The sequence below is a fragment of the Kaistella faecalis genome (assembly GCF_019195395.1).
Lineage (GTDB): Bacteria > Bacteroidota > Bacteroidia > Flavobacteriales > Weeksellaceae > Kaistella > Kaistella faecalis.
This window is the reverse complement of sequence record NZ_CP078067.1, coordinates 1,854,259-1,880,378: the sequence shown is the minus strand read 5'-3', so window position 1 is coordinate 1,880,378 and position 26,120 is coordinate 1,854,259. Positions and strand designations below refer to the sequence as shown.

Here is a 26,120-nt window from a genome sequence, read left to right as displayed (position 1 = left end):
GGTTCTTATAATGTGTTTTCTGCTCCTTCCAAAACGCCCTTAACATCATACACCACCGCTTTTTCTTTAAGGCTGAGGTTCAGGTTCAGGTTCAGGAATTCATTGTGGGCTACTCCGAGGACTACTGCATCGTATTTCTCGATGGATGCTGAGGTGCTTTCCAGCTGCGCGGCGGAAAGAGATTCCTCGCTGCGCCCGGAATGACAGGGTAAAGTATTATAACAGGTCAATCCGTACTCATGTTTCACTTCTTCTGGTTTTGCCCAGGGGTCGTAAATGGTGACCTTTATGCCGTAGTCTTTCAATGCGGCTACCACATCTACAATCTTGGTATTGCGGACATCCGGACAGTTTTCTTTAAAGGTAATACCCAGCATCAGCACTTCGGCACCGTTCACCGCAATGTCTTTTTTGATCATGGCTTTTACAACCTGAGAGGCGACATAGGCGCCCATGGAATCATTCATGCGTCGACCCGCTAAGATGATCTCGGGATGATAGCCAAACTCCTGCGCTTTCTGCGCCAGATAATAGGGATCCACGCCAATGCAGTGTCCACCCACAAGGCCTGGTTTAAATGGAAGGAAATTCCATTTGGTGCCGGCTGCTTCCAGCACATCATGGGTATTGATGTCCATGAGGTTGAAGATCTTCGCCAGTTCATTCACGAAGGCGATATTGATGTCGCGCTGGGAGTTTTCAATAACCTTCGCAGCTTCCGCCACTTTAATCGTCGGTGCGAGATGGGTTCCTGCGGTGATGACCGATTTATACAGATCATCCACGACTTTTCCAATCTCCGGCGTAGAGCCTGAGGTTACTTTTAATATTTTTTCTACGGTATGCTCCTTATCGCCAGGATTGATCCGTTCCGGAGAATACCCCGCAAAGAAATCTTCATTATATTTAAGTCCTGAAACTTTTTCCAACACCGGAATACATTCTTCTTCTGTCGCGCCGGGATACACCGTAGATTCATAAATCACAACATCCCCTTTCTTCAGGACTTTCCCAACGGTCTCGCTGGCTTTGTACAGCGGCGTAAGGTCGGGCTTGTTATTCTTGTCTACGGGAGTAGGTACGGTGATGATGTAGATATTGGCGTCTGCGATATCGGAAAGTTCGTGGGTGCAGTACAGTCCTCGCTTTCCTTCGGCTCCGCTCAGGACAGGTGCAATGGACTGAGATTCCTCTGAACTGCGTTCGTAAACTTCGTCAGAAACTTTCGTTTCTTCCTTGTTTAGGCTCGGAATGACAAAGGGATTCACTGTGACAAGGACCGATTTCAAAAGGTCTTCTTCGACCTCGAGGGTGAAATCATTCCCGGCATTGAGTTCCGCGATCCGATGTTGGTTAATGTCGAAACCCACTACAGGGTATTTCGTAGCGAAAAGTCTCGCAAGGGGAAGGCCGACGTAGCCTAATCCGATGATGGCAATTTTATGCGTCATAGATGAAAATACAAAAGCGGCAAAAGTCCCGTAAATAACTGACTAAAAATTATTTAAGCGTGGGCCCGCCTGTTTTATTACATATTTTTTGAAGCGACAAAGGTAAGTATTTATTTAATATGGCCCATCAGGCATCAGATGCATTTAACATAAAGTAACACCGGAAGATGCTCAGGGCAGTAATGAATGGCGGGAGGCGAAATGAAAGAGGTCTGTTAAAAAAAATTTAAGGGCCGTCATCTGGCATCGGTTAACCCCAGCTCCCTATGCTCATCACCGCACTCATTTTTTAAACAGCCCCCTCTTCTCCATTTCATGAATGGACGCCTCATAGTGATCTGCTTCAATACACTGCGCTTCCACCCAGGTGGCAAACCTTCCGCTGCCGGTGTGAAAATCAATTTGGGGACTGAAGCCGAGCTTCTTGCGGATATGGCTCAAATCCGCTGTATTGTGCCTGATATCCCCAAGCCTGAAACCGCCCGAAACATTCACCGGGAGGTCGGCCCTGTAATGTAACTTCAGGAGTTTTGTCACCTCAAGTACCGTCGTGGCTGTTCCGCTGCCTACATTGAAGATTTCGTGATCGGCTTCGCTTTTCCGGATACCCAACATCGTGGCGGCCACCACATCGTCTATATATACGAAGTCACGGCTTTCAAGGCCGTCCTCGAAAACCGTAAGGGGCTGACCGTTACGGATCAGCGTGGAAAATACCGACAGGATTCCGGTATAGGGATTTCTGAGCGACTGTCCGGGGCCGTAAACGTTCTGGTACCTGAACACCACCGCGGGAATACCCACGGACCGGCAGACCTGCATCACCATCTGCTCCTGATTCTGTTTGGTGATTCCGTACACTGAAGTGGGCTGCAGGGGCGAATCTTCGTCTGTAGGAACCGAGATCAGCGGAAGCCCGCACCGGGGACATTGGGGTTCAAAACATCCCTGAAGGAGGGCTGCTTCTTTTCTTGCTGCGGGCCAAAGGATGCCGTGCTGAGAACACCGGTACTTCCCTTCTCCGTACACCGCCCTCGAAGAGGCGACAATTACTTTTTCCACCGAGTGTCTGGCATTCACCAGATAATCCATCAGATGCGCGGTGCCGCCGATATTGACATCTGTATACCGGTGCACCTCATACATGCTCTGCCCGGTACCCGTTTCCGCTGCCAGATGCACCACCACCTGCTGTCCTTCTAATGCAGCCTCCCAGTCGTCATAATGCCGCACATCACCGCGGATAAACGCCACATCTGCTCCGCCGAAGTCAGGAATTTCAGGATCAGCACCGTGGATCTGGGGAGACAGGTTGTCGAGAACAGTAACCTGATGGCCTTCACTGCTGAGGGTCACCGCCAGATGAGAGCCTATAAATCCCGCGCCCCCGGTAATGAGTATTTTTTTCATAAGTTCTCTTGTGTACAGGAATCCTTTTCCTGAATTTTTATCTGCTCCAAATATACTGAATAGTGTCTTAAAATAAGACAGAGGCTTACTCCTGGCTTATCTCAGATGTTCCCAGTACCAGTTTACCGCTTCTTTCAGTCCGTTCTGAATGGTGTGCGACGGTTCGTAGCCAAGAAGGGTTCTGGCTTTCTCCACCGAGGCCAGGGAATGCGGGATATCACCGGCACGCTGTGCCCCATGGATCGTCTGTATATTTTTAATTTCAGGATCGAAAGCCGAAAGCGACTCCTTCAGATAAGCAACAAGGGTATTCAGCGTGGTACGGTCTCCTACCGCCGTATTATATACGGTATTGATGGCGGCAGGATTATCGGAAAGCATGGCCTTCTCATTCATCTGCAGGACATTGTCAATATAGGTAAAATCGCGTGAGTAATCACCGGTCCCGTTGATCACCGGGCTTTCATGGTTCATGAGCTGAATGACAAACTTAGGAATTACCGCCGCATAGGCTCCGTTAGGGTTCTGCCGTCTGCCGAAGACATTGAAATAACGGAGTCCGATACATTCCATACCGTAAGTTTTTGAGAATACATCGGCATAAAGCTCGTTGACATATTTGGTGATGGCGTACGGTGACAGAGGTTTACCGATGACGTCTTCCACTTTCGGCAGAGAAGCGGAATCCCCGTAGGTCGAGGAGGAAGCGGCGTAAACAAATCGCTTCACCTTCGCGTCTCTGGCAGCCACGAGCATATTCAGGAACCCGCTTACATTCACATCATTGCTCGTAATGGGATCATTGATGGACCGTGGAACCGAGCCGAGGGCAGCCTGGTGCAGCACATAATCCTGCCCTTCACAGGCTTTCGTGCAGGTTTCCAGATCACGGATGTCGCCTTCCATAAGGGTAAAGTTGGGATGACCCATGAGGTGTTCGATATTATGCATAAAACCCGTCGCAAAATTATCGAGACAGGTCACCTGATCGCCTTTCGCGATAAAATGGTCACAGAGATTGGATCCTATGAATCCGGCACCGCCGGTGATGAGTATTTTGTTCATTTTTATTTATTGTAGCGTAAGTCTATAGGGAAATGATGATCGCGTGCAAATTTACAAAATCAAGGGTTAATGCAATTTTAAATATTGAAAAAGAGTGTAGCTTGATAGATCCTTTTCTTCAACACAGCATTGGTCACTCGACTTTTGCCCTCAATCACTAAACTATTAAACCACTCTACCACTAAGTCATCCAGCATCCTTCATCCAGCACCCAGCATAACTGGACTCTTCCAGAGTGACAAAATGTTCTTTTAAAATCCGAAATTATCAACAATAGCGTTTGTCACTCCGCAGGAGCCTCACCGCGGCGAAGCCGAAACGGTGCAACAACAATTAACAGGTGATTTATACATGGGACTCTTACAGCGTGACAAAAGATTTTTTTAAGTTCCCGAATCATCAACAATAGCGTTTGTCACTCCGGAGGAGTCTCACCGCGGCGAAGCCGAAACTGTGCAACAATAATTAACACACTAAACCACCAAACCACTTTATCACTAAGTCATCCAGCATCTGACATCCAGCACCCATCATGATTGGACTCTTCCAGAGTGACAAAATGTTCTTTTAAAATCCGAAATTATCAACAATAGCGCTTGTCACTCCGCAGGAGTCTCACCGCGGCAAAGCCGTAACGGTGTAAACCCTTACCAGGTTATTTGTATTGCTGAACTCTCACAGAGTGATAAGGTGTCTAGTGGGATAGAGGTAATAAAACACTTCTCCTCTCAATCACTAAACGACTAAACTACTTTATCACTAAATCACGAACATCCATCATCCAGCACCCCCCATGATGGGACTCTTGCAGCGTGACAAAACATTCTTTTAAGTTCCCGAATCATCAACAATAGCGTTTGTCACTCCGGAGGAGTCTCACCGCGGCGCAGCCGAAACGGTGCCACAATAATTAACAGGTGATTTATACATCGGACTCTTAGAGCGTGATAAGGTGTGTCGTGGGATAGGGGTAATAAAACACTTCTCCTCTCAATCACTAAACGACTAAACTACTTTATCACTAAATCATCGAACATCCATCATCTGACATCCAGCACCCATCATGATTGGACTCTTCCAGAGTGACAAAATGTTCTTTTAAAATCCGAAATTATCAACAATAGCGCTTGTCACTCCGCAGGAGTCTCACTGCGGCGCAGCCGAAACGGTGTAAATTATTTTCGGTTGCTCAGCTTGTCACTTTTTGCCTTGATGCAAAAAGTAACCAAAAAGATCAAGACTTGGATCTTTTTGCTAAAAAATGAAAATTTCTTTTAAGAAAACTTCCAAACTCGGGCGGAAAGATTATTGGGATTTTGTGTATTTTAATTTTTGCCGCCACTCGAACAGTGGAAGTTTTTGTGCGTTTCTCATCTAGATCATACGTTAACAAGAAATTTTCACTTTTATTAACGCAAAAATCTCCGAAGTCATTTTGACTTCCGAAATAAAAGATATGACCAGAATGAACTAACTCCTTTTCATAATGACAAATCATTCTTTTAAATTCCCACATTATCAACACAGCTTTTGTCACTCCGGGGGATCTTCACCGAAGCAAAGCCGTAATGGTGTAAACACCCCGCATCCGACATCCAGCACCTCGCATTCGGGGACTCTTCCAGAGTGACAAAATATTATTTTAAGTTCCCGAATCATCAACAATAGCACACTCCGGAGGAGTCTCACCGCGGCGTAACCGTAACGGTGCAACAATAATTAACAGGTCATTTATACATGGAACGCACAAAGTGTGAAAAAGGATTATATTGAAATAGGGGTAATAAAACAGGTCGACCTCGTCTCCCAATCACTATACTACTAAACCACTAAACCACTACTCTAAACAGCGTTTGTCACTCCGGAGGATCCTCACCGCGGCGAAGCCGGAAAGGTGTAAATATGCTGTTCTACTCTCTATATATTCAAAAAGGTAATTCAAAAACTCCAGCTGTGGATTAACACTGCGAATAAGTTCCCATTTTTTCGTGCGGGTAAGATCCTTAATCTCTTTTTCGCGCTCTATAGCTTGCTGTATCCAGTCATACTTTTCATAATAAAGCAATTGATGGAGGTTATATTTCGCGGAAAAACTTTGGGGATTAAATTTACACAGATGCTGCCACAAACGTCTCTGCAGGTAGTTGGTTACCCCCGTATATAGGACTGTTCTGTTATTATTGGTAATGATATAGACGTAATAGGTGTGTGATCCCTCAGTAAAAAAGTCCATGATTCTGCTTTTATCAAAGATAAAAAATCAGAAATAATCACGGCTTATAGCATTCAGTTATTTGTACTTAGGGACTCTTCCAGAGTGACAAAATATTCTTTTAAGTTCCCGAATCATCAACAATAGCGTTTGTCACTCCGCAGGAGCCTCATCGGGGCGTAGCCGAAACGGTGTAACAATAATTAACACACTAAACCACCAAACCACTTTATCACTAAATCATCGAACATCTGACATCCAGCACCTTAGCACCACCCCGTCAGTACCCCTGCGGTGCACTGCCACCCCTCCAAGGGAGGGAATATGCGTGCTTTCTATAAAATAAGTTTTGAAATCAATGAATGTACCCGGGAAAAAAGGTAAGCTCCAGCCGGTCATTAAGAACTAACTCAATCACTAAACTACTAAACCACTCTATCACTAATCATCCAACATCTGACATCCAGCGTCCCTCACTAAACCACTCACCTACTCACCTACTCATAACCCCAGCCGTTTCCACCATTTTGGTTTTTCCTGATGGGTATAGGAATAATAGCCATAGCCTGCGGTCCCGGCATATCGGGTATTCTCGGGCTTTACACTGTTGAGGACAAAAGCGATATTGTCGATCCTGTTTTCGTTCCTGAATCCGTAAGCAAAGTCGATCATTTCCTTTTCCGTAAAATCAGATTTCACAACATAAAGTACAGCGTCGGCATGTTCCAGAAGGTGAAGGGTATCACTCACCAGCATCACGGGCGCGGAATCGAGGATGATATAATCATAGCGTTTTTTAAGTCCGGCAAGCATGGTGTCGAATTTCTGCATGTCGAGCAGGTCATTCGGGTTCGGGGCGATTTGTCCGCCAAACATCACATCCAGATTTTCATGCAGACCTGAAGGCCTTATAAAAGCATCCGGCTCCTGATCGTCAGAGACCAGATAATCGGTGAGCCCGGTATTTTTGCCCTTAAAAAAGCGGTCGAGCTGAGGATTACGGATATCGGCCCCGATGATGAGTACCGAACTGCTTCCCGCTAACGTAACCGCTGTATTCATGGAGACCGTGGTTTTACCCTCTCCTTTAATAGAGGAAGTCACGAGCACCACGCCTCCCTTTTCCTGATTTTTTGCCTTGAGAAGGAATTTAAGGTTGGAACTCAGAATCCTGAAGGATTCGGAAAACACAGAAAAATCATTGGCATGCACCAGCTCATCCGGAGTCTCCTGTACCGGGATTTCACTGATGATGGAAGCGTCCGGAAAATGCGCCAGGATATGTTCCTTCGTATGCACCTTGGTATCCAGCGTGTTTTTGGCGAAGAAGAACACCAGCGGAAGCAGGAAACCTGCTGCAAGTGCGCCCAGAATAATCTGCTGGTTCTGTGGCTGTACCTTGCCGGTCGTGAACGCAGGGTTGACGATCTTGGCTTTAGGAGCCGTTACCGCAAGGGTAATGGCGTTCTCTTCCCTTTTCTGTAAAAGATAAAGATAGAGCTGTTCCTTGAGGGTCTGCTGCCGGTCAATGCTTCTGAAGATCTTTTCCTGAGTGGGATATTTACTGATATTTCCTTTCGCGACATTGAGCTGGGCATTGGCCTGCGCAATCTGCAGCTGCAGGGTCTCGCGGCTCTCCATGAGATTCTTGCGGATGAGGTTGCGCAGCGCACCGATCTGTTTGTTCATCTCTACCACGGCCGGATTCTCCCCGGTGGCCTGCTTCAGAACGCGGTTCCGGGTGAGCACGAGTTCGTTGTACTGTGTAATTGCCGTTTCAGCACCGGAATTAAGTCCCATTCCCGAAGGAAGGAGCTGCTCACTGCTGCTGGCGGAGAGCACCGAGTTGACCACATCAAGCTGCATGCTTTTCTCAACAACGGCTTTTGTATTTTCTTCGGCACTGCCTAAAGCGATACCCGCCTGGGCATCTAAATTGGTAATCTGGTTTGCCCTTTTAAAATTTTCTTTTTCCCCTTCGATGCCTGAAAGGTCTTCCGTGATGATTTCCAGTCTTTCATTGATGAAATTCTGGGTATTCTGGGCTTCCTCATTTTTATCGTTCACCCCGTCGATAAGGTACTGTTTGGTAAGTTCGTTGAGAATATCCTCTGATTTTTGGGGAACCGGACCTACCATCGAGATTTCCATCAGCATTCCTTTGTTGGGCGGAAGACTTACATTGATGCTTCCTTCCAGTCCGCCAACTACCCTTGCAAGATTCTTAAAGACCACTTTCAAAGGGACTTTATTCCTGCTGCCGGGCTTGGCATCTACCTGAATCACGCCAAAAGAAACCTGTACCGGGGTTCCGAAACGGTAGATTTTACCGGAGCCGGAAAGGCGGTACGAATTATTGCCCACAGGCGTCATTTCATACGTCGCACCACTGAAACCGGAAGGATTGTTTAAACTGATGATTCTGATCTCGTAGGGAGAATTCTTATAGAGCTCAAATTCCTTGATCTTTCCTGAACTGTACACGGACACATCGAGGTTAAGATTACGCGCCACCTTCTGTAAGATGGGCTTGGAAACAATCAGCGTGGTTTCACCCTGAAGTTCATCTGAACCGCTGACCCCCATTCCGAGGTTTTTAAGATCGTTAAGGGCCGTCGTATTTTTACCCTTGGATTCGAGGAGTTTAAGGGAGGTTTTGGTATGGTACTGCGGCTCAGCATACCGCAGATAGATTTGTGCAGCGGTATAAAACACCGCCATGCTGATGAGGAACCACGGCCATTTCCTCAGGTATTTTATAATTTCTTTCTTAATGTTAAGGGGTTTCGCCTTCTGTACGGGTCCCGAAGATTCTAAAAGTTCCATGGTTTTATTTTCGGGTTAATGAAATAATAAGCGTAACAAGTCCCAAAGCGATACCGCCATAACGGATCCACTTATCGGTGGCTGAATCATTATTCACGGCCACCTGTTTGTTGCGGTCTGGTTCCACATACAGAATATCATTCTGCTGTAAATAGTAATAGGGAGAATTCATAATTGATGCTTCCGACAGGTCGAGGGACACCACTTCATCTTTACCGGTAGCTTCAGAAGGCCGGATCAGCTTCACATTCGTACGGTTCGCGTCGTAGGTGAGGTCACCTGCCAGCGCAATGGCCTGAAATATGTTAAGTTTCTCATTCGGACTGGTCTTCTGTCCGGGGCTTTTCACCTCTCCTAATACACTGATGTTGAAATTGGTAAGGGTAATGGTAACCAAAGGATCGGTAAGGTATCTTTTAAGCCTGCTTTCCAGGTCTTCCTTGAGCTGCTGCTTCGTCATGCCTTTGCAGTACACTGAGCCGAGAACCGGAAAAATGATGGTCCCGTCACTGCTTACGGTATATTCGCTGGGGCTGCTTGCAGTGTTGGCACCAGTACTTCCGGATGCTGTATTACCAGTTCGGTTCATCGTGCCGAGATTGAACGGTCTTACCGCAATCTCATCGAATGCTGATACCAGAATCTGGAGTTGGTCCCCTTCCTGGATATGCAGGCCGGAATACTTGGCACGCGAAATCTCCTGTTCAAAATTATCGTTCGATAGGTAAACAATATTTTTCTTTGGTTTACAGGAGAACAGGAAAAGACATAATATTATGAATACAGATGCGTATTTAGTCATTGGTTGATTTTAAGATTACAAAGGTAAAGATATTTAAATAGGCTGTAATCTCAGTTTAACAGTGGCTGTTTACCACCAGTTTTCATTCAGGTAATAGTTGACTCCAAGCGCGATAAGACGGTTGTAGGTATTGTTGCGGTCATTATTAGGGTACACCTTGCTGAACCCACGGTCGTATCGTAGAAAAGCAGACCACTGTTGGGTGATCTTAAGACCCGCTCCAAAAGACACGCCATATCCGAATTTATTCACCTCGTCATCAAGATTTAGTTTATAATGAATGACGTCATAGGCAGGGTCCACAGTTTCTTTCTGTCTCACCATATACTCAATGCGGGGTCCGGCAAAGAGAAAGACATCCCTTTTCATGTTTCCTTTATGAAAAAACCACTTGAGATAGACCTGCATCGCGGCATAATCATAGTGGTATTTCTGTACTCCAAAGCGGTCTACATTCACTTTTGCGTTTTCGCCCTGCATGCTGTATTCAATCTGTGGTACAATATAAAGCCATGCCGAATCGAAAACGTCATTCTCTACAAGCGGAATCTCTGCAAAAACCCCTAATCCGCCTCCATACTTCCCTACAGAACGGTCATGTACTCCTACAATAGAACCCCTGTGAATGTTCCCGGTAACCCCATATTTAAATGATTGTGCACCAATGGTTAGCGCAAAGAATATGGCAAGAACTGTACTTATTTTTTTCATAGCTGAGAACATTGACTGTTTATTAGTAACGTAATATTTGTGCAAATTAATTAAAATTATTTCAATAATGGGTACTTTTTTTATTGCAACACATTTTAACTTTAGGCAAACGCTTGATGAGGGAGTGGTTGGAAGCAGGATGTTGGGTGTTGGATGTTGGATGCTGGGTGCTGGGTGAGGGCAAACGATGACTGAAGTTTCCGAAGGAAGAGTTGCTGGTGGAAGATTTGACAATGTGGTGATTTGATAATTTGAAATTGCTTGTTGACAGAAATCAATCATCACTTATTGCTCATCACTCCTGGTACCGATGTCTGAGGCTCCCGAAGGCAGATGATGAGGGAGGCTGCATGCTGGATGTCAGATGCAGGATGGCGGGACTCACCCACTAAACCATTAAATCACTAACCCACTCAAATACCCACCCACTATACCACTAAACAAAGCACTTATCCGCTGAACAGAACTTTGACAAAATGACAAATCCACCGAATTATCTCATCATTAAACACCCATCTCCCGTCACCACTCAAATACTCAATCACCCAATTACCCAAAAACCCAATCACTCACCCACTCACCCACTCACCTTGAGAATCTCCTCGTACTCAAAACCACGCCCAAGCAGGTATTTTACCGTTTTCGATTTCTTCTGGTATTCGTTGCCGGTCTGGCGTGAGTAATACTGTTCATAGATTTTCAGCAGTGTTTTTTCATAATCCGCATCATCAATTTCATTAAGACAGTTGTTAATGAGTTTCTCCGGAACGCCTTTAAACTTAAGGTGATTCCGGATCTTATTGCGTCCCCAGGATTTGATATAGAATTTGCCGCGGATATAGCTTCGGGTGAAGCGCTCCTCATTCAGAAAATTCTCCCGCATGAGGTACAGGAGAATCTCTTCCTTAGCTTCCGGAATAAGCAGGAAATCACGCATTTTCTGCTCTACCTCCTGGTGACAGCGGTCCTGATAGCTGCAGTACGCCGCTATTTTCTGTTTGATTTCCAGGAAAGTGTAAGATTTGTGTTCCAAAGGTTAAGGTTGAGGCTAAGGTTAAGGTTAAGGTTCAGGATAAGGTTGAGGATAAGGATAAGGCTATTTTTGTTTATTCTCCAGAGTTTTGATGATTTTATTAAGTTCATATACCAGATCTTCAACCTTAGCGATAATAGCCAATGACTCCTGTTCTTCGAAATACAGTACCCGCACACCATAAATGAGATGATTTTTAGTCTCGTTCGCAGAACCGCGCGCGAACCTGTAAAACATCACCTTTTTCCTTATCACCGCCCCGTCCGAAGCCTTCAGAAATGTTGGAGGAAATACTTTCAGCGGATCTATGGATTTGAGATGTTAGGGCGTAATCTTCTTTTCTGGGAGGCGCCGCTGAAATAGTGAATACTTCCACTGCAATATCCATTGCATTCCTCCACACCGGCATCTGGGTAAAATCTGTGTACATGAGTTGAGGTTAAGTTTTAGGTTAAGATTAAGAGGTTTAGGTTAAGCAACTACTTTATTAAATTTAACTTTTTAACACTAAGTGTGCCGCTGGGCCCCAGACTTAACCTTAGCATGCTTTCGGCAACTTTATAAATTATATTAAAACTCCTTTCGACCAGCACTTGCACCACTCAGCCTCAGCCTTAACCTCACCTTGCGTTAGGCTACTACCTCTACTGATCTAAAAATTTAATTTCCACTCCGAACCGCGATGCTCGACCTCAACCTCAACCTCAACCTCAACCTCAACCTCAACCTCAACCTAATTAGTACTGAAACAGCGGCTTCGAATCCATCAGTTCATTCACTTTTTTGCGGACACCGGCGATTACGGTTTCGTCTTTAAGATTCATTACGACGTCGTTGATGAGTCCTGCAATGATGGCCATATCGTCTTCCCTGAGACCTCGGGTGGTGATGGCTGCAGTACCGAGACGGATTCCGGAAGTGGTGAACGCTGACTTATCATCGAAAGGCACCATATTTTTATTACAGGTGATGTCGGCTTTTACCAGCGCTTTTTCAGTTTCCTTGCCGTTTACGTTTTTGTTTCTGAGGTCTACCAGCATCAGGTGATTGTCGGTACCTCCGCTTACGATATCGAATCCATTATCCAACATGGCGTTGGCCAAAGCACGGGCATTGGCGACAACCTGTTTGGCGTAGGTTTCAAATTTAGGATCAATAGCTTCGGCGAAAGCCACAGCTTTTGCAGCGATAACATGCTCGAGCGGACCGCCCTGAATCCCCGGGAACACTGCACTGTCGAGCACCGCGCTCATGAGTTTGGTTTCGCCTTTGGGAGTTTTGTGTCCGTAAGTATTTTCAAAATCTTTGCCCATCATAATAAGACCGCCTCTTGGACCTCTAAGGGTTTTATGGGTGGTGGTTGTTACCACATGACAGTGTTCGAAAGGCGAACTGAGAAGCCCTTTTGCAATCAATCCTGCCGGATGCGCGATATCAGCCCAAAGTGTCGCACCTACCTCATCTGCCACTTCACGGAATTTCTTAAAATCAATATCTCTGGAATACGCAGAATAACCAGCAATCATCATTTTAGGTTTTACTTCCAAAGCTTTCTGCCGCATGGCTTCGTAATCAATCAGTCCGCTTTCACGGTCTACGCCATAAAAATTCGCGTTGTACTGGATTCCTGAAAAGTTAACGAAAGAACCGTGGGTAAGGTGTCCGCCCATTGAAAGATCAAGCCCTAAAATTTTATCACCAGGCTTAAGAACGGAAAGATAGATCGCAGCATTGGCCTGAGAACCGGAATGAGGCTGAACATTCGCATATTCTACGCCGAAAAGCTCTTTTGCACGTTCGATGGCCAGCGTTTCCACTTCGTCCACCACTTCGCAGCCGCCGTAATAGCGTCTGCCCGGATAGCCTTCCGCATATTTGTTGGTGAGGACACTGCCCATAGCCTTCATCACGTTATCTGAAACGAAGTTTTCTGAGGCAATAAGTTCAATTCCGTGCGTTTGTCTTTGTCTTTCCTGTTCGATAAGGTCAAAAATTGGATCCATATTCTGTAATATTATTGATGAATGATTGTAAGCATCCAAAATTACGGAAATTTTTCGGTAAGAATTTGGGACATTTCAGAGAAAGTTCAGGACTTTTTTTGAAGCAATGGCTTGCTTTGTCAAAGTTTTAAACAGCGTAATCATACTTTGACAAAGTTGAACCAAAACACCCTCGTTACTGCAGAACTTTGTCAAAGTGCTTCTGCTACTGAACAGAACTTTGACAAGATAGGAGACGAAATCCCAGGGAAATGAGTTTACAGCACCACATTAAAAAAATCAAACTTTCCTATTCACACAAATTTTATTAATTTAGTTAATTAAACGCCGTTCTATGCAAATAAGGAAACAACCATTGGAGTCTTCTTGTTTTTACCATATTTACAATAGGGGAATTAACGGCCAGCCTATATTTTTGAAAGATGAACATTTCATATTTTTTCTGCAAAAGACGAAGTATTATTTGTTACCCTATTTTGAAGTATATGCCTATTGTTTGATGAGCAATCATTTTCATTTTCTGCTGAGGGCGAAAGAGTCGGTTCAAGCCTCTATTTTAAACGCGGATAAAACCGGGCTTCATTCCGCAAATAAGGTTTACAGTAAGCAGATTGGCAAGATGATAAGTTCCTATACACAGGCTTTTAACAAAATGGAGAGCCGGCACGGTCCACTTCTGGAATCCCCTTTTAAAAGACTAAAAGTTGATTCAGAAAGCTATTTAAGGAATTTAATTATTTACATCCATCAAAACCCACTGGACATCGGAATTTCAGTGAATAACTACGAATACTCTTCCTACAAAGCAATCATCAGTGACCGATACACAGTTCTGGAAAGAACAGAAGTTATTTCCTATTTTGATGATATTGAGAATTTTAAATTCTACCACAGAAATAGAGTGGATGACACTTTGTCAAAGTTTTAAACAGCATAAGCATTTTTGACAAAGTTGAAAGCAAACCGTTTTAAAAAAAACTTTGTCAAAGTGCTTGTGCCAGTGAACAGAACTTTGACAAAGTAGGAGCCTGCACCCAAAGATTTCCCTATTTTTGCACCATTCAATCCACCCATGAAAATAGGCGATAAAATATCGGTCATTGATGACAATCTTAAAGGCACCATTACTTCTGTAAAAGGAGCAGTGATCGTTTTCAGGGACGAACACGGCTTTACGCATCAGGAACGTAAGGAAAAAGTCGTGCTTCAGAATCCGGAGATTTACGAAAACGTGGCAACAGTTCGCAAAGCGGAGGCCGCGAAACCGCTCTCCAAAAAACATAACAGAAAGCACATGGTACTTGATCTGCATTTCGAAAATCTCGTAAAAAACCCTTCAGATTATAATGCGTTTGAACGGATCTTCCTGCAGAAGGAAAAACTGGAGGAGACCATCGCATTCTGCAGGACCAACAACCTCAAGAAACTGGAAATCATCCACGGCATTGGTGACGGAGTGTTACAGCGTATGGTACACGATTACCTTGTCGGACAAACAAATCTGGAATTTGATGACTATGATTTTTTCTATCATCAGCGTGGAAGTGTGATGGTGACGCTGCGGTGAGATGTGGAAGAGTAAATGAGCGGGTTAATGGTTTACCCGAAACTGCTCATTACTATCCTACTAAACCACTATCCCACTATACTACTCAAGCACCCGGCTTCCCGCAACCGGCGTCCAACATCAAACATCCTGCATCCATCATCCAGCACCCTACTACCCTCACTTTTTCTCCGTCGGCAGCAGTTTAAAAGAAGTTGCTACAAATTTTCCGTCCTTTACCTCGCCACTAACTTCAGCTTTTCGGACCGCGTTGCAAAATCCTTCTTTCGAATGGGCGTCGCCATGGTCATCGATTTTTGTGCCTTCAACAAAATAAGATTTCCCACCAATTCTTACAGCAAGGTCACAGCCTTTTTTCCCCTGCATCTTAAACTGGCATTGTCCGCACGCAGCTTCCACCACCTGGGTTTTCTGTTGGTTTGTTTGCGAACTGATGCTGATTCCTAACGACATAAGGAAAATGACAAGAAGATTTTTCATTCTATAATTTTTTTTGTAAAAGTAATGCATTCGGTGGAATCGATTTATGACTGCAGTCAGGTATTAAGATTAAGGTTAAGGTTAAGGTTAAGGTTGAGGTTTAGCGGACTAGTAGGTTAGTGGATTAGTAGGATACTAGCATACTATCAATCAGCAAACCATCCACCTCCGCCTCATCACATCAACAAATCAACGAATCATCAAATTACCAAATTACCAAATCATAAACTTCCCACATCCCGCACCCAACACCAGGCATCAAACACTTCTTTTTTTTTTAGTAAATTTGCTCACTACCCAAAATTATGCAGAAACTTGCTCTACTTTTCACCAAAGACGGCTTGCAGTACCAGATTTCCAAAAACAAAACCGTTTTAGAGGAACATTCCTTTTTTGCGGATGAAGAAAGTCCTGAAGAAGCGATTTCCGGAAAACTGAAGGAAATCCTTGCCCAGAAGAACATCAGCGAAATCACCACATTTTCGGCGATTAACCATTTCATGGTTATGCCTCAGGGATTTTCAGAACACGGTCTGGGTTACGATTTAATTGCTTTCAATGCGCCTGTAGACAGAGAAAATGAGGAACTGATGCTTGCTGTCAACAAAAAATCAGGAGTTCAGTTTTATTATACCTTTCCTAAAAAATATTACGGGCAGATCAAAGAACAGAAGATTCCCACGAAATTTAATTTCTCCGGAGAAAAGTTCCTGAGTACATTGAATATCCGTAATCAGAAGGAAATACATATCAACCTTTATCATCACCAATGCGAGTTTTTCGCCTTCGACCAGAAGAAAATGGTGCTGTACAACAATCTGGACGTGAATTCCGAAGTTGATTTTCTTTATTTCATCATGTTCACCTTAAGCAAAATCGGTTTCGGAATCAATGAAACGCACTTTTTCGTGTACGGTGAAACCACAGAAAACGAGACTTTCATTACGGAACTCAGAAAATTCGTAAAGCATCTGAAGATTGTTTTTGATAACATCCCGAAGAGGAATTTTGTAATGAACGCCGGCTAAGATGATGTGAGAATTTGATAATTTTAAAATGTGAGGATTGAGGCTTCACAATCCACATCCAACCGCAAACCAACACTCAACAACCAACCATGTATAGAATTATATCCGGAAAATGGAAATCCAAAAGAATTTCCGCACCCAAAAATTTTGAAGTAAGACCTACCACCGATTTTGCAAAGGAAGCACTCTTCAGCATTATTGAAAACCGATTTGACCTTGATATCGCATCAAGTTCAGTGCTTGATCTGTTTGCCGGAATAGGCTCAATATCACTTGAATTTGCGTCCAGAGGCTGTAATGACGTGAATTCCGTAGAAATGAACGCGAAACACTCGGGATTTATTCATTCCACCGCTGCAGAGTTGGAAATGTCGATGCAGGTTAAAGTAAACCGGGGAGACGTTTTTGAATTCTTAAAAAAGAACCGAAACCGTAAATCGTATGAGATTGTCGTGGCTGACCCACCTTTTGATATGGAGGAAAAAAAATATGAAGAACTGATTTCTCTGGTGCTGAACAATAATTATGTGAAGGAAAACGGTGTTTTCATTCTTGAGCACCAAAGCCGCATGAAGCTTCAGCACCCGAACTTACTCGACACGAGAAAATACGGAAATGTAAGTTTTTCTTTCTTTAAACCGTACGAGAAAGAAAACGAAAGTTTGGAGGAGGAAAATATCTAGGTTGAGGTTGAGGCTGAGGTTGAGGTTAAGTGGGCTGGTGGATTAGTGGTTTACTAATTTAGTGAGGCCGCCTTATCACATCAACAATCATAAAATTACGAAACCATAAAAGATGTTAAGGTTAAGGTTAAGGTTGAGATTTAGGTTGAGGTTAAGGCTGAAGTTAAGGCTGAGGTTAAGGGTTAGTGGATTAGTGGGTTACTGATAAAATCTGCATCATCAGCGAGACTAAATCCCAGTATAAAATTCCTTGCCTTAAATATTTTCAAGCTTCGACTCCAGCAGCAAGCATCCAACACCCAGCTCCCATCATCAAAGCGCCTTCAACTCCAGTTCAATCGAATTTCCGAAGAATTTCTTTGAGATCTTCTCGAAATTTTTGGTAAGATCCGAAAGGTAGAACTGGTATTTTGGATCCGGATTTTTATCATTCAGCAAATGGTGTTTTTCCAGAATCATCTTTAATTGGTTCGCAACAATACTCGGTGAATCGATGACCCTCACGCGGTTTCCGTAATACTGACGGATTTCGTCAATCAGAAGCGGATAATGCGTACAGCCCAGAATTAAAGTCTCAATATTCTTCAGCTTGCTGTTGCTGAGGTAGTTATAAATGATGGAATGCGTAATCGGATGGTTTTTAAAACCTTCCTCAATCGCCGGCACCAGAAGCGGCGTCGCCAGTTCGTCTACTTTAATAAATTTATTGTGCTTGCGGATTGATTTTTTATAAAGCCCTGAATTCACAGTCGCTTTCGTAGCAATCACACCCACATTGTTGTGAATTTCATAGGACACTTTTTCCGCTACAGGATTGATCACATCGATGACCGGAACCCTTTCGTCAACCAGGTCAAGCACCTCTTTTAAGGCATTGGCGGTGGCAGAATTGCAGGCAATTACGATCGCTTTGCAGTTTTTCTCCAGAAGAAAGCTGGTGATTTTGGTGGAATAACCTACGATTGCTTCCCTGGATTTTTCTCCGTACGGAAGGTGTTTGGTATCACCGAAATAGATAAGATCCTCGTGAGGTAAAAGTCTCTTGATTTCCTTAGCAACCGTCAAACCTCCCACACCGGAATCGAAAATCCCAATAGGCTGTTTTGCGGAAAGATGACTGAAATCCTGTTTTTTCTTTTTCAAAGGAAAGAATTTTGTACAAAAATAAGAAAAATGATGGAACGCTGGGTGATTGGATGTGGGATGCCTCTTGAAGGATTTTTATTGGTGATTCATTGGTCAATGTTCCCAGTGCCCTCCGTGTAAACCTTTGTGCCCTTTGTGGTAAAAACTCCATGCACAAAAGTTTCCCAGTATCCTCCGTTAAATCTCTGTGCACTCTCTGGTAAAAAACTCACGCAGATTGCCCTGATTTCGCTGATTTTATTTGAATCGTGGCTAGTTTCGCTCATCCAGCATTCAACACCCAACATCCATCATCCATCACCCGGCATCCAGCACCCTACACCACAAACAAATCCGAGGCAATCCCATCGGCCATAAACCAGTGTTTTTCAGGAATTTTCAGGTGGCTGTTTTCTATGATTAAAAGTCCTTCTCCGAGTTTAAACTGAATTTCTTTCTGTAGATGCGCCAGAACTTCTTCACTGAATTTTTCATTTAAAACATTGAGATCAACGCCCCAAACCGTTCTTAAACCAATCATCAGCATTTCATTGAACTGATCGGCTTCCGATAAAATCTCGCTTTCTCCCGGAACCGTATTTTTTTCCAGAGCATTGATATACAGTTTATTGTTGGCGACATTCCAGCTTCTTTTGGTGCTGCCATTGTACGAATGGGCAGAAGGGCCGATTCCTAAATATTCATGTGATTTCCAATAGGCGGAATTGTGCCGGGAATGAAAACCTAGTTTCCCGAAATTCGAAATTTCATAATGATCGAAACCATGATCTTTCAGAAAATCCGACATATAATAAAATTCGCGGTTCTGTTCGGCTTCTTTCGGAGCAGCAATTTTTTGCTGTTTAATCCACTGGTTCAGGGCTGTTTTCGGTTCCACTGTTAACGCATAGGACGAGACATGCGGAACCTGAAGTGCAATGGTTTTGGCGAGATTTTCTTTCCACATCTCAAAATTCGAGGTTGGGGACCCATAAATCAGGTCAATACTGATGTTTTCGAATCCGAAATCCTGAGCCCGTTTGATGGAGGATTCCGCTTCTCCGGCGTTATGCGCACGGTTCATGAGCATAAGATCTTCATTAAAGAAACTTTGGGTTCCGATCGACAGGCGGTTGATTTCAGTATGTGAAAGTTCCTTTAAAAATGACTGGTCAAGATCGTCCGGATTGGCTTCCAGGGTAATCTCGATATCTTCATTAAAACTGAAATATTTCAGAACCTCATCAATGATTGATTTCAGTTCATCCACTTTCAGGATTGAAGGAGTGCCGCCGCCAAAATAAAGAGATTTAAGATTTTTGTCCTGCAACTCGTCTTTGCGGAGAAATATTTCCTTTTTAATCGAGCCAATCATCTCTTCCTTAAAATTCAAAGAAGTGGAAAAATGAAAATTACAGTAACTGCATTTCTGCTTGCAGAACGGAATATGGAGGTAGATCATGTCTGTTGCGGGGTGATGGGTGATGGGTGTAAAATGAGCGCAGCGTCCATCTGTTGGATGATAATTTTAAGATTTAAGATACCTAGCATCAAACTTCCAGCATCACGCATCAGGCATCAAGTATCACGCATCAGACATCAAACACCCAGCATCAGAAATCCAGCATCCTAATACCTGTACCCTCTCGTATTGATAAAGTTTTCGATATTATACCCAACGCTCAGCATAAAACTGCTGCCGGCATACTGCTGTATATCGGACAGTCCGAAATTATAACTTGCGCCAAAAAAGAAATTGTTTACGGTCGCTTTCAGGATGGGCGAAATTCCCAGATTCTGGCTTCCGAACTGGTTCTTTGACGTTCTGAAACTTGCTCCGGCAGAAAACGAATTTTCGTCGCCCAAAATGGTCGCCATTAAATTCATATCGGTGATTCTGGATGAATTGGTATTGAAATTCATCAGCACCGATGGAGATACATAAAACTGCTCGGTAAGATAGTAATCATAGCCGGCATTCAGGATAAATTTAGTCGGTTCCGGCTCAATGCCGTTAACGATAGGAATATCATTGGTCAACGCAATATCATTTACGGAGACTCCGGCAAAGAAATTACGGAAAGTCACTGCCATCCCCAGATTCGCATACACGAGAAAAAGACTGTTGGTATCTGAAGCCAGCGTGGGATCTCCCGGATCCTGAGGATTCAGTTTCCCGAGATCGATGTTCATATTATAGAAATTCACGTTCGTGCCAAAAGAGAACTGGCTTTTTCTTTCGCCATCGTCATCAATAGGAATAAAATAAGAAGCTCCGGCGCCGATTCCGTTCGAGGAAACCGGACCGTTCTGGTCGCGGAAAAACGAAAGTCCGGCGCCAACACGGTCGAAGATATTGGCGTGCAGCCCGATGGACTGTACATTTGGTGACTCCGCAAAATCAGAAAACTGTTTCTGATAATTTAAATTCAACACCACATCGTCGGTTTTGCCATAAAGCGCAGGATTAAAAAGGAAATCGCCTTCGAGCAGGTACTGCTGATAATAAGGGAGCGTTTCCTGGCTTTTGTACTGAACAAAAAACACTAAAACGAAAAATAACGTATATATTTTTCTCATAATTAAGGATGGGTGAATTTTTAACAAATATAAAAAACTTTTCGGGTTATTAATGTTCCAGATAATTTCTCCACTTTTTCACGGCTTCATCCATATCTGCGGGCATAGGACTTTCGAAGTACATTTCCTTTTTAGTGGTTGGATGTATAAAACCTAAGGTGTGGGCATGCAGGGCATGTCGCGGCAGAACCTCGAAAACATTTTTTACAAACTGTCTGTATTTGGGGAGGTTTACTCCTTTCAGGATCACATTCCCTTCATACCTTTCGTCATTAAAGAGCGTATGACCGATGTGTTTAAAATGCGCTCTGATCTGGTGGGTTCTGCCTGTCTCCAGTTTGCATTCAACCCAGGTTATGTATTTAAACCTTTCAATCACCTTGTAGTGGGTGACCGCATGTTTTCCGAAACTGCCGTCAGGGAAAACAGCCATCTGCATCCTGTTTTTCAGGTGTCTACCGATATTTCCGGTAATGGTCCCTTCGTCTTCAGGCATATTGCCCCAGACAAAAGCCCAGTACAATCTTTTGGTGGTTCGGTCGAAAAACTGTTTGGCTAGGAAACTCAGTGCATATTCGGTTTTGGCAATAACCAAAAGTCCCGAAGTATCTTTGTCGATCCTGTGCACAAGTCCTACCCTGTCGAGATCAGATTTCTGTCCGTTTTTTTCAAAATGAAATGCTAGCGCATTAACCAGTGTTCCGGTATAATTGCCGTGACCGGGATGCACAACCATGCCGGGATCTTTGTCTACAACCACAAGATCATCATCTTCATACACGATGTTTACAGGAATATCCTGAGGAATGATGATATTTTCTCGTGGCGGATGAGCCAGAAGCACTGATATTTCGTCACCGGGTTTTACGCGGTAATTCTGCTTTACCGGTGTACCGTTCACGACTACGTTTCCTGCGCGACAGGTTTGAGAAATCTTGTTCCGGGAAGAATTCTGCCGGAAAATGAACAGAAACTTATCAATGCGGAGCGGCTCCTGATTCCTGTCTACTTTAATATTCAGGTGCTCATAAAGGCCTGCCGACTCGGCATCATCTGTTTCGCCGGTTTCCTGGCCGGGTAAATCTTCTTCTAAAAAATCGTCGTTTTCGTCGGACATAGGATTAAAAAAAGCTTCAACTTACCGCTGAAGCTTTATCATTTTATTGATTATGGATTACTCTACAATTACTTTTTTTGCTTTCGGCTTCTCAGCTGGCTTTACCGGAGTGGTGGATGTGCCGGTTTTCGGCTTTGGATCTGCCGAAGTCTTCGGTGTTTCCGTTTTTGGAGTTTCCGTCTTCGGTGTTTCTGCTTTAGGCGTTTCACTCCTTGGCACCTCCTGTGTTGGTTCAGGTTCACGGTAAACCGGCGGATCAGGATAGGTTGACAGCGGTTCTACTTCCTGAAGTTTGATTCGGTATATCGCGTTAAGTTCAGAAATCTTGCCTCCCATTTCGGCAGGAGTTTTTTTGCTCGCCCAGATGTCGATCTGCATTCCCTGGTCGCGGACATCAAACGGAGCCGGATCCTGATAATATACAATATCGGATTCGTCCTGTTTGCCGTCTTCACTTTCCACAAGACCTACCTCAAAAAGATTCTGCTTTATGATCGCTTTGGCTTCCTGAACGGTTAAACCTACTAAATTGGGAACGGTAATATTTCGTTTGGGTCCTGCCCCGATCACGATATCAATTGTTGAAAAACGCGGAAGTAAAGAACCGGGTTTCAGGGATGTTCCGTTGTACAGCATTCTGAGTACCGCATCGCGCTGAATGCTTGGTTCGTAAATCGTATCACCTACCTTTAATCCAACCTGCTCCAACTGTCGGAATGCCAAACCTTTATATCGGTCTAAGACATCTGGGACGGAAACCTGTGCATAAGTTCTCGGGTTAACTTTCAACATAATCGTTCTGCCGTCCTTTACACGGGAGCCCGCTGAAGGATAAATCTGCAGCACCTGGAAAGGGCGGAATTTGGGATCGTATTTAAAACTGTCAACCTCATAATCGAGTCCGGAATCATCGAGGATTTTGATGGCATCGTGAACCGACCTGTTCATCACATTCGGTACCGCGATTTCCTTGCCGTGATTGGTATGCAGCTCAAGCCACCGGAATGTTAACCAAACCAATCCCGTGAAAACTACAGCCGCCAAAATGATATTAACCAGGACTTTCCAGTGGAAAAGCGATTTAAGCATATTTCTCAAACTTTAAATAGATGTGCAAATATATAAAATAATCTTTTCGGATAGAGTCGAAACTTATTGCCCGTATTTTTGATGCTCAAGAGTCTGGAAATATTTATCTTTGTCTGCTAAAGCAAATCCATGATTCTATCCATGACAGGCTTCGGAAGAAGCGAAGGCGTTTTCGAAGGAAAAAAAATAACCGTAGATATTAAATCCCTCAACAGCAAATCTTTTGACCTGAACATCAAGATGCCCGTGCGGTATAAAGAGAAGGAATTCGAAATGCGCAAAGTACTCAACGACAGCATTCTTCGCGGAAAGGTTGACTGCTACATCAATCTTGAGTCTCTGGATGATTCGGGAGATGTGAATATCAACCACGATTTGGTGAAAGCTTATATTGAAGATCTAAAGAAAATCTCCGGCGACGGACCGGATTTCGAATACCTGAAAATGGCCATCAGAATGCCCGACGCAATCTCTACCCGTCCCGATGAACTGAATGAAAATGAATGGATTTTCCTGAACGGCCTTTTAAAGGAAGCAGTTACGAAATTCAACAGTTTCAGAAAAACTGAAGGCAGCAATCTTCATGAAGAACTCAAGCGCAACATCCACAATATTGAAAGTTATCTTTCACAGGTGACCCCTTACGAAAGCGTGAGGCTGGAAACGATTAAGGAAAAATACCGCAGCACGCTGAATGAATTCGATAATATTGACGAAACCCGCTTCTATCAGGAAATGGCCTATTTTACCGAAAAACTGGATATTGCTGAAGAAAAGGTAAGACTCACCCAACACTTGAAATATTACACCGAAGTGATGGAAAACGAAGATTTCAACGGCAAGAAACTCGGCTTCATTTCACAGGAAATAGGCCGCGAAATCAATACATTAGGTTCGAAAGCCAACCACGCCGAAATACAGAAACTAGTAGTGATGATGAAAGACGACCTTGAAAAAATTAAAGAACAGACCCTGAATGTTTTGTAAAGAGAGCCATTAGCCAAATATGAACAAAGTTATCATCTTTTCAGCACCTTCCGGAAGCGGAAAAACCACTTTGGTAAGACACTGTCTGGAAAAATTTCCACAACTGGAATTTTCAGTTTCCTGTACCACCAGAAATCCGCGCGGAACAGAAAAAAACGGCATTGATTATCATTTCATTTCTCCCGACGAGTTCCGCCAGAAAATTGCTGAGGACGCTTTTGTAGAATTTGAAGAAGTGTATACCGACAAATATTACGGAACCCTGAAGTCTGAAGTCGAGAGAATCTGGAACACCGGAAAAACCGTAATTTTCGACGTAGATGTAAAAGGCGGGATTTCCCTGAAAAAATATTTCGGAGATCAGGCGCTTTCGATTTTTATCATGCCTCCATCGATTGAAGAACTGGAGCGAAGACTGGTTTCCCGGGCAACAGATGACACAGCAACCATCCGCACAAGAGTGGAAAAGGCATCCGAAGAAATGACGTTTAAAGATCAATTTGATAAAATTGTGGTGAATAATGATCTGAATGAGGCAAAAACCTCCGTTGAACAACTTCTGAAAAACTTTTTGAGCGCATGAAAATTGCCGTTATCGGTTGTGGCTGGGTAGGAAAAAAACTGGCAGAATATCTCACCGGTAGAGGCCACCATGTCATCGCAACCACCACCTCTCCAGACAAAATTCAGGAGCTGAAAACGGTTGCGGCAGAAGTACATCTTCTGGATTTCAGCAAAGACTCGGAAAGTGAATTTTTAAATGATACGGATGCAGCCATTTTCAGCATGCCGATTTCACGCAGCAGCTGGTTTAAGGGATTTGAAGAAATGCAGAACTTATTTCCTAAAACAATTCTGTTCAGTTCCACAGGAATTTACCCTCAGGAAAACAGAATTTTCTCTGAAAAAGACACCACGAATTTAAGAACGGATATTGCTGCCGCGGAAAAAACGGTCAGAGAGAAATATCCTCAAACCAATATCCTCCGTTTCGGCGGCCTGATGGGCGGTGAAAGAACCCTTCAGAATTTCTTCAGAAACAGAGAAGTCAGCAATCCTGAAAAACGCGTCAATTACATTCATTACGAAGATATTTTAGCGATAGTGGAATTGCTGATCAACTCAGATAAAGCTTCGGCAATCTACAATGTGGTTGCCCCGAAACATCCTGCAATTGGAGAAATTTTAAACAGAGAAGATGGAAAATCAGCTGATTCATACGATTCCGGGCAAAGGATTATTTCCTCTGAACTTTTAATCAAGGAATTCAATTATACTTTTCTACATCCGGATCCGAAATTTTTCAGTGCGTAAGTCCTGAAAACAAAGGTTGAAATTATATTCTGTAATTTATTTTCATGATCAGTATTTCCGACGAAACATTTACCAAAAAAGATTTCACCAAAACACCTCTGGAAAGTGGTGAATACGATAACTGCGTTTTCAGCAGCTGCATTTTTTATGAAAGCCGTCTTACTGAAATTTCCTTTCTGAACTGCGTGTTCACCGATTGCGATCTGAGTTTGGTTAAAATTGAAAGCACCGCATTTCGGGAAGTTGAGTTTAACAGCTGTAAAATGGTCGGCGTTGATTTTGAATATGCCAACAGTTTCGGTCTGCGTTTCAGTTTTAAAAACTCCAACCTTTCCCATGCAGTCTTCTTTCAGAAAGATCTCAGAAAAACAGTTTTCGAACACTGTATTCTCCATGAAACCGATTTTACCCAGGCAAATTTGGCGGAAAGCAAATTCAGCTATTCAGATCTTTCGGGAAGTATTTTTGACAGGACTCATCTTGAAAAAGCAGACTTTAGGGAAGCTTTGAATTTCAGCATTATTCCGGAAAACAATTTCATGAAAAAAGCCAGATTTTCCCAACACAATCTTGCAGGATTACTGATGCATTCGGGAATTGAGATTTCCTGAGAAAATTAGCCGAAAAATCACTAATT

At 43.6% G+C, this 26,120-nt stretch carries 25 protein-coding genes; 8 read left to right on the top strand and 17 right to left on the bottom strand.

Annotated features, from left to right (window positions below):
* Positions 1–5: 5 nt before the first annotated feature.
* From KTV93_RS08945 to glyA, 11 genes are all read right to left on the bottom strand, one after another.
* Positions 6–1,451, bottom strand: a complete 1,446-nt coding sequence (locus KTV93_RS08945; protein ID WP_218248607.1) for a nucleotide sugar dehydrogenase — start codon at positions 1,449–1,451, stop codon at positions 6–8.
* 282 nt (positions 1,452–1,733) lie between these two features.
* Complete coding sequence (locus KTV93_RS08940) at positions 1,734–2,861, bottom strand: NAD-dependent epimerase/dehydratase family protein (protein WP_218248606.1); 1,128 nt, start codon at positions 2,859–2,861, stop codon at positions 1,734–1,736.
* A 96-nt stretch (positions 2,862–2,957) separates the two neighbouring features.
* Positions 2,958–3,926: an SDR family oxidoreductase gene (locus KTV93_RS08935; RefSeq protein ID WP_218248605.1), complete on the bottom strand. Its 969-nt coding sequence runs from the start codon at positions 3,924–3,926 to the stop codon at positions 2,958–2,960.
* A 1,837-nt stretch (positions 3,927–5,763) separates the two neighbouring features.
* Entirely contained in the window at positions 5,764–6,159 is a 396-nt protein-coding gene (locus KTV93_RS08930; RefSeq protein WP_218248604.1) for a GIY-YIG nuclease family protein, read from the bottom strand.
* A gap of 480 nt (positions 6,160–6,639) precedes the next feature.
* Positions 6,640–8,964 (bottom strand): GumC family protein, encoded by a 2,325-nt coding sequence (locus KTV93_RS08925; RefSeq protein WP_218248603.1) that lies wholly within the window; start codon positions 8,962–8,964, stop codon positions 6,640–6,642.
* Positions 8,965–8,968: 4 nt separating this feature from the next.
* The gene (locus KTV93_RS08920) at positions 8,969–9,766 is read right to left on the bottom strand and encodes a polysaccharide biosynthesis/export family protein (RefSeq protein WP_218248602.1); all 798 of its coding nucleotides are present in this window, start codon (positions 9,764–9,766) and stop codon (positions 8,969–8,971) included.
* 69 nt (positions 9,767–9,835) lie between these two features.
* Positions 9,836–10,477, bottom strand: a complete 642-nt coding sequence (locus KTV93_RS08915; RefSeq protein ID WP_218248601.1) for an outer membrane beta-barrel protein — start codon at positions 10,475–10,477, stop codon at positions 9,836–9,838.
* A gap of 577 nt (positions 10,478–11,054) precedes the next feature.
* Complete coding sequence (locus KTV93_RS08910) at positions 11,055–11,510, bottom strand: regulatory protein RecX (RefSeq protein WP_218248600.1); 456 nt, start codon at positions 11,508–11,510, stop codon at positions 11,055–11,057.
* Positions 11,511–11,573: 63 nt separating this feature from the next.
* Complete coding sequence (locus KTV93_RS08905; protein ID WP_218248599.1) at positions 11,574–11,747, bottom strand: four helix bundle protein; 174 nt, start codon at positions 11,745–11,747, stop codon at positions 11,574–11,576.
* A complete protein-coding gene (locus tag KTV93_RS12595) occupies positions 11,707–11,919 on the bottom strand; it encodes a four helix bundle protein (RefSeq protein ID WP_425256100.1) in 213 nt (70 codons plus the stop codon). Before KTV93_RS12595 ends, KTV93_RS08905 begins: the two co-directional genes overlap by 41 nt.
* A gap of 328 nt (positions 11,920–12,247) precedes the next feature.
* Positions 12,248–13,513, bottom strand: coding sequence for a serine hydroxymethyltransferase (gene glyA, locus KTV93_RS08895; RefSeq protein WP_218248597.1), 1,266 nt, complete (start codon positions 13,511–13,513; stop codon positions 12,248–12,250).
* Positions 13,514–14,012: 499 nt separating this feature from the next.
* On the opposite strand from glyA, the gene KTV93_RS08890 reads away from it, so the two are divergent.
* Both KTV93_RS08890 and KTV93_RS08885 read left to right on the top strand, forming a co-directional pair.
* Positions 14,013–14,441 (top strand): hypothetical protein, encoded by a 429-nt coding sequence (locus KTV93_RS08890; RefSeq protein ID WP_230259141.1) that lies wholly within the window; start codon positions 14,013–14,015, stop codon positions 14,439–14,441.
* 144 nt (positions 14,442–14,585) lie between these two features.
* Positions 14,586–15,080 carry a Smr/MutS family protein gene (locus KTV93_RS08885; protein WP_218248595.1) on the top strand — a complete coding sequence of 165 codons (495 nt, stop codon included), beginning with the start codon at positions 14,586–14,588 and terminating at the stop codon, positions 15,078–15,080.
* Positions 15,081–15,239: 159 nt separating this feature from the next.
* On the opposite strand, the gene KTV93_RS08880 is transcribed toward KTV93_RS08885, so the two are convergent.
* A complete protein-coding gene (locus KTV93_RS08880) occupies positions 15,240–15,560 on the bottom strand; it encodes a DUF6370 family protein (RefSeq protein ID WP_218248594.1) in 321 nt (106 codons plus the stop codon).
* A 305-nt stretch (positions 15,561–15,865) separates the two neighbouring features.
* On the opposite strand from KTV93_RS08880, the gene KTV93_RS08875 reads away from it, so the two are divergent.
* Positions 15,866–16,588: a DUF3822 family protein gene (locus tag KTV93_RS08875; protein ID WP_218248593.1), complete on the top strand. Its 723-nt coding sequence runs from the start codon at positions 15,866–15,868 to the stop codon at positions 16,586–16,588.
* Between the two features lie 56 nt (positions 16,589–16,644).
* A complete protein-coding gene (rsmD, locus tag KTV93_RS08870) occupies positions 16,645–17,271 on the top strand; it encodes a 16S rRNA (guanine(966)-N(2))-methyltransferase RsmD (RefSeq protein ID WP_256119098.1) in 627 nt (208 codons plus the stop codon).
* A gap of 312 nt (positions 17,272–17,583) precedes the next feature.
* Here rsmD and murI read toward each other — a convergent pair whose 3' ends face one another.
* From murI to KTV93_RS08845, 5 genes are all read right to left on the bottom strand, one after another.
* On the bottom strand, positions 17,584–18,414 hold the full coding sequence (gene murI / locus KTV93_RS08865) for a glutamate racemase (RefSeq protein WP_218248591.1): 831 nt from the start codon (positions 18,412–18,414) through the stop codon (positions 17,584–17,586).
* A 319-nt stretch (positions 18,415–18,733) separates the two neighbouring features.
* A complete protein-coding gene (gene hemW, locus KTV93_RS08860) occupies positions 18,734–19,858 on the bottom strand; it encodes a radical SAM family heme chaperone HemW (RefSeq protein WP_218248590.1) in 1,125 nt (374 codons plus the stop codon).
* Positions 19,859–20,025: 167 nt separating this feature from the next.
* Positions 20,026–20,976, bottom strand: a complete 951-nt coding sequence (locus tag KTV93_RS08855) for a PorP/SprF family type IX secretion system membrane protein (RefSeq protein ID WP_218248589.1) — start codon at positions 20,974–20,976, stop codon at positions 20,026–20,028.
* 49 nt (positions 20,977–21,025) lie between these two features.
* Positions 21,026–22,093 carry an RluA family pseudouridine synthase gene (locus tag KTV93_RS08850; RefSeq protein ID WP_218248588.1) on the bottom strand — a complete coding sequence of 356 codons (1,068 nt, stop codon included), beginning with the start codon at positions 22,091–22,093 and terminating at the stop codon, positions 21,026–21,028.
* Between the two features lie 57 nt (positions 22,094–22,150).
* Positions 22,151–23,182 carry a PASTA domain-containing protein gene (locus KTV93_RS08845; RefSeq protein WP_218248587.1) on the bottom strand — a complete coding sequence of 344 codons (1,032 nt, stop codon included), beginning with the start codon at positions 23,180–23,182 and terminating at the stop codon, positions 22,151–22,153.
* Positions 23,183–23,311: 129 nt separating this feature from the next.
* Between KTV93_RS08845 and KTV93_RS08840 the strand changes: the two genes are divergently transcribed.
* From KTV93_RS08840 to KTV93_RS08825, 4 genes are read left to right on the top strand one after another with little or no spacing between them, the layout of a single operon-like run.
* On the top strand, positions 23,312–24,169 hold the full coding sequence (locus KTV93_RS08840) for a YicC/YloC family endoribonuclease (RefSeq protein ID WP_218248586.1): 858 nt from the start codon (positions 23,312–23,314) through the stop codon (positions 24,167–24,169).
* A 19-nt stretch (positions 24,170–24,188) separates the two neighbouring features.
* Entirely contained in the window at positions 24,189–24,752 is a 564-nt protein-coding gene (gene gmk / locus KTV93_RS08835; protein WP_218248585.1) for a guanylate kinase, read from the top strand.
* Entirely contained in the window at positions 24,749–25,483 is a 735-nt protein-coding gene (locus KTV93_RS08830; RefSeq protein WP_218248584.1) for an NAD(P)-binding domain-containing protein, read from the top strand. Before gmk ends, KTV93_RS08830 begins: the two co-directional genes overlap by 4 nt.
* A 44-nt stretch (positions 25,484–25,527) precedes the next feature.
* The gene (locus KTV93_RS08825) at positions 25,528–26,094 is read left to right on the top strand and encodes a pentapeptide repeat-containing protein (protein ID WP_218248583.1); all 567 of its coding nucleotides are present in this window, start codon (positions 25,528–25,530) and stop codon (positions 26,092–26,094) included.
* Positions 26,095–26,120: the final 26 nt, after the last annotated feature.

Excerpts from the sequence above, each read along its gene's own strand:
- KTV93_RS08915 (WP_218248601.1), bottom strand. The coding sequence starts at position 10,477 with ATGAAAAAAATAAGTACAGTTCTTGCCATATTCTTTGCGCTAACCATT.
- KTV93_RS08935 (WP_218248605.1), bottom strand. The coding sequence starts at position 3,926 with ATGAACAAAATACTCATCACCGGCGGTGCCGGATTCATAGGATCCAAT.
- KTV93_RS08890 (WP_230259141.1), top strand. The coding sequence starts at position 14,013 with ATGAGCAATCATTTTCATTTTCTGCTGAGGGCGAAAGAGTCGGTTCAA.
- KTV93_RS08840 (WP_218248586.1), top strand. The coding sequence starts at position 23,312 with ATGATTCTATCCATGACAGGCTTCGGAAGAAGCGAAGGCGTTTTCGAA.
- KTV93_RS08875 (WP_218248593.1), top strand. The coding sequence starts at position 15,866 with ATGCAGAAACTTGCTCTACTTTTCACCAAAGACGGCTTGCAGTACCAG.
- KTV93_RS12595 (WP_425256100.1), bottom strand. The coding sequence starts at position 11,919 with ATGCCGGTGTGGAGGAATGCAATGGATATTGCAGTGGAAGTATTCACT.
- KTV93_RS08920 (WP_218248602.1), bottom strand. The coding sequence starts at position 9,766 with ATGACTAAATACGCATCTGTATTCATAATATTATGTCTTTTCCTGTTC.
- KTV93_RS08825 (WP_218248583.1), top strand. The coding sequence starts at position 25,528 with ATGATCAGTATTTCCGACGAAACATTTACCAAAAAAGATTTCACCAAA.
- KTV93_RS08830 (WP_218248584.1), top strand. The coding sequence starts at position 24,749 with ATGAAAATTGCCGTTATCGGTTGTGGCTGGGTAGGAAAAAAACTGGCA.
- KTV93_RS08845 (WP_218248587.1), bottom strand. The coding sequence starts at position 23,182 with ATGCTTAAATCGCTTTTCCACTGGAAAGTCCTGGTTAATATCATTTTG.
- KTV93_RS08940 (WP_218248606.1), bottom strand. The coding sequence starts at position 2,861 with ATGAAAAAAATACTCATTACCGGGGGCGCGGGATTTATAGGCTCTCAT.
- glyA (WP_218248597.1), bottom strand. The coding sequence starts at position 13,513 with ATGGATCCAATTTTTGACCTTATCGAACAGGAAAGACAAAGACAAACG.
- KTV93_RS08885 (WP_218248595.1), top strand. The coding sequence starts at position 14,586 with ATGAAAATAGGCGATAAAATATCGGTCATTGATGACAATCTTAAAGGC.
- KTV93_RS08930 (WP_218248604.1), bottom strand. The coding sequence starts at position 6,159 with ATGGACTTTTTTACTGAGGGATCACACACCTATTACGTCTATATCATT.
- KTV93_RS08905 (WP_218248599.1), bottom strand. The coding sequence starts at position 11,747 with ATGTTTTACAGGTTCGCGCGCGGTTCTGCGAACGAGACTAAAAATCAT.
- KTV93_RS08855 (WP_218248589.1), bottom strand. The coding sequence starts at position 20,976 with ATGAGAAAAATATATACGTTATTTTTCGTTTTAGTGTTTTTTGTTCAG.
- gmk (WP_218248585.1), top strand. The coding sequence starts at position 24,189 with ATGAACAAAGTTATCATCTTTTCAGCACCTTCCGGAAGCGGAAAAACC.
- KTV93_RS08850 (WP_218248588.1), bottom strand. The coding sequence starts at position 22,093 with ATGTCCGACGAAAACGACGATTTTTTAGAAGAAGATTTACCCGGCCAG.
- KTV93_RS08880 (WP_218248594.1), bottom strand. The coding sequence starts at position 15,560 with ATGAAAAATCTTCTTGTCATTTTCCTTATGTCGTTAGGAATCAGCATC.
- KTV93_RS08945 (WP_218248607.1), bottom strand. The coding sequence starts at position 1,451 with ATGACGCATAAAATTGCCATCATCGGATTAGGCTACGTCGGCCTTCCC.
- hemW (WP_218248590.1), bottom strand. The coding sequence starts at position 19,858 with ATGATCTACCTCCATATTCCGTTCTGCAAGCAGAAATGCAGTTACTGT.
- KTV93_RS08925 (WP_218248603.1), bottom strand. The coding sequence starts at position 8,964 with ATGGAACTTTTAGAATCTTCGGGACCCGTACAGAAGGCGAAACCCCTT.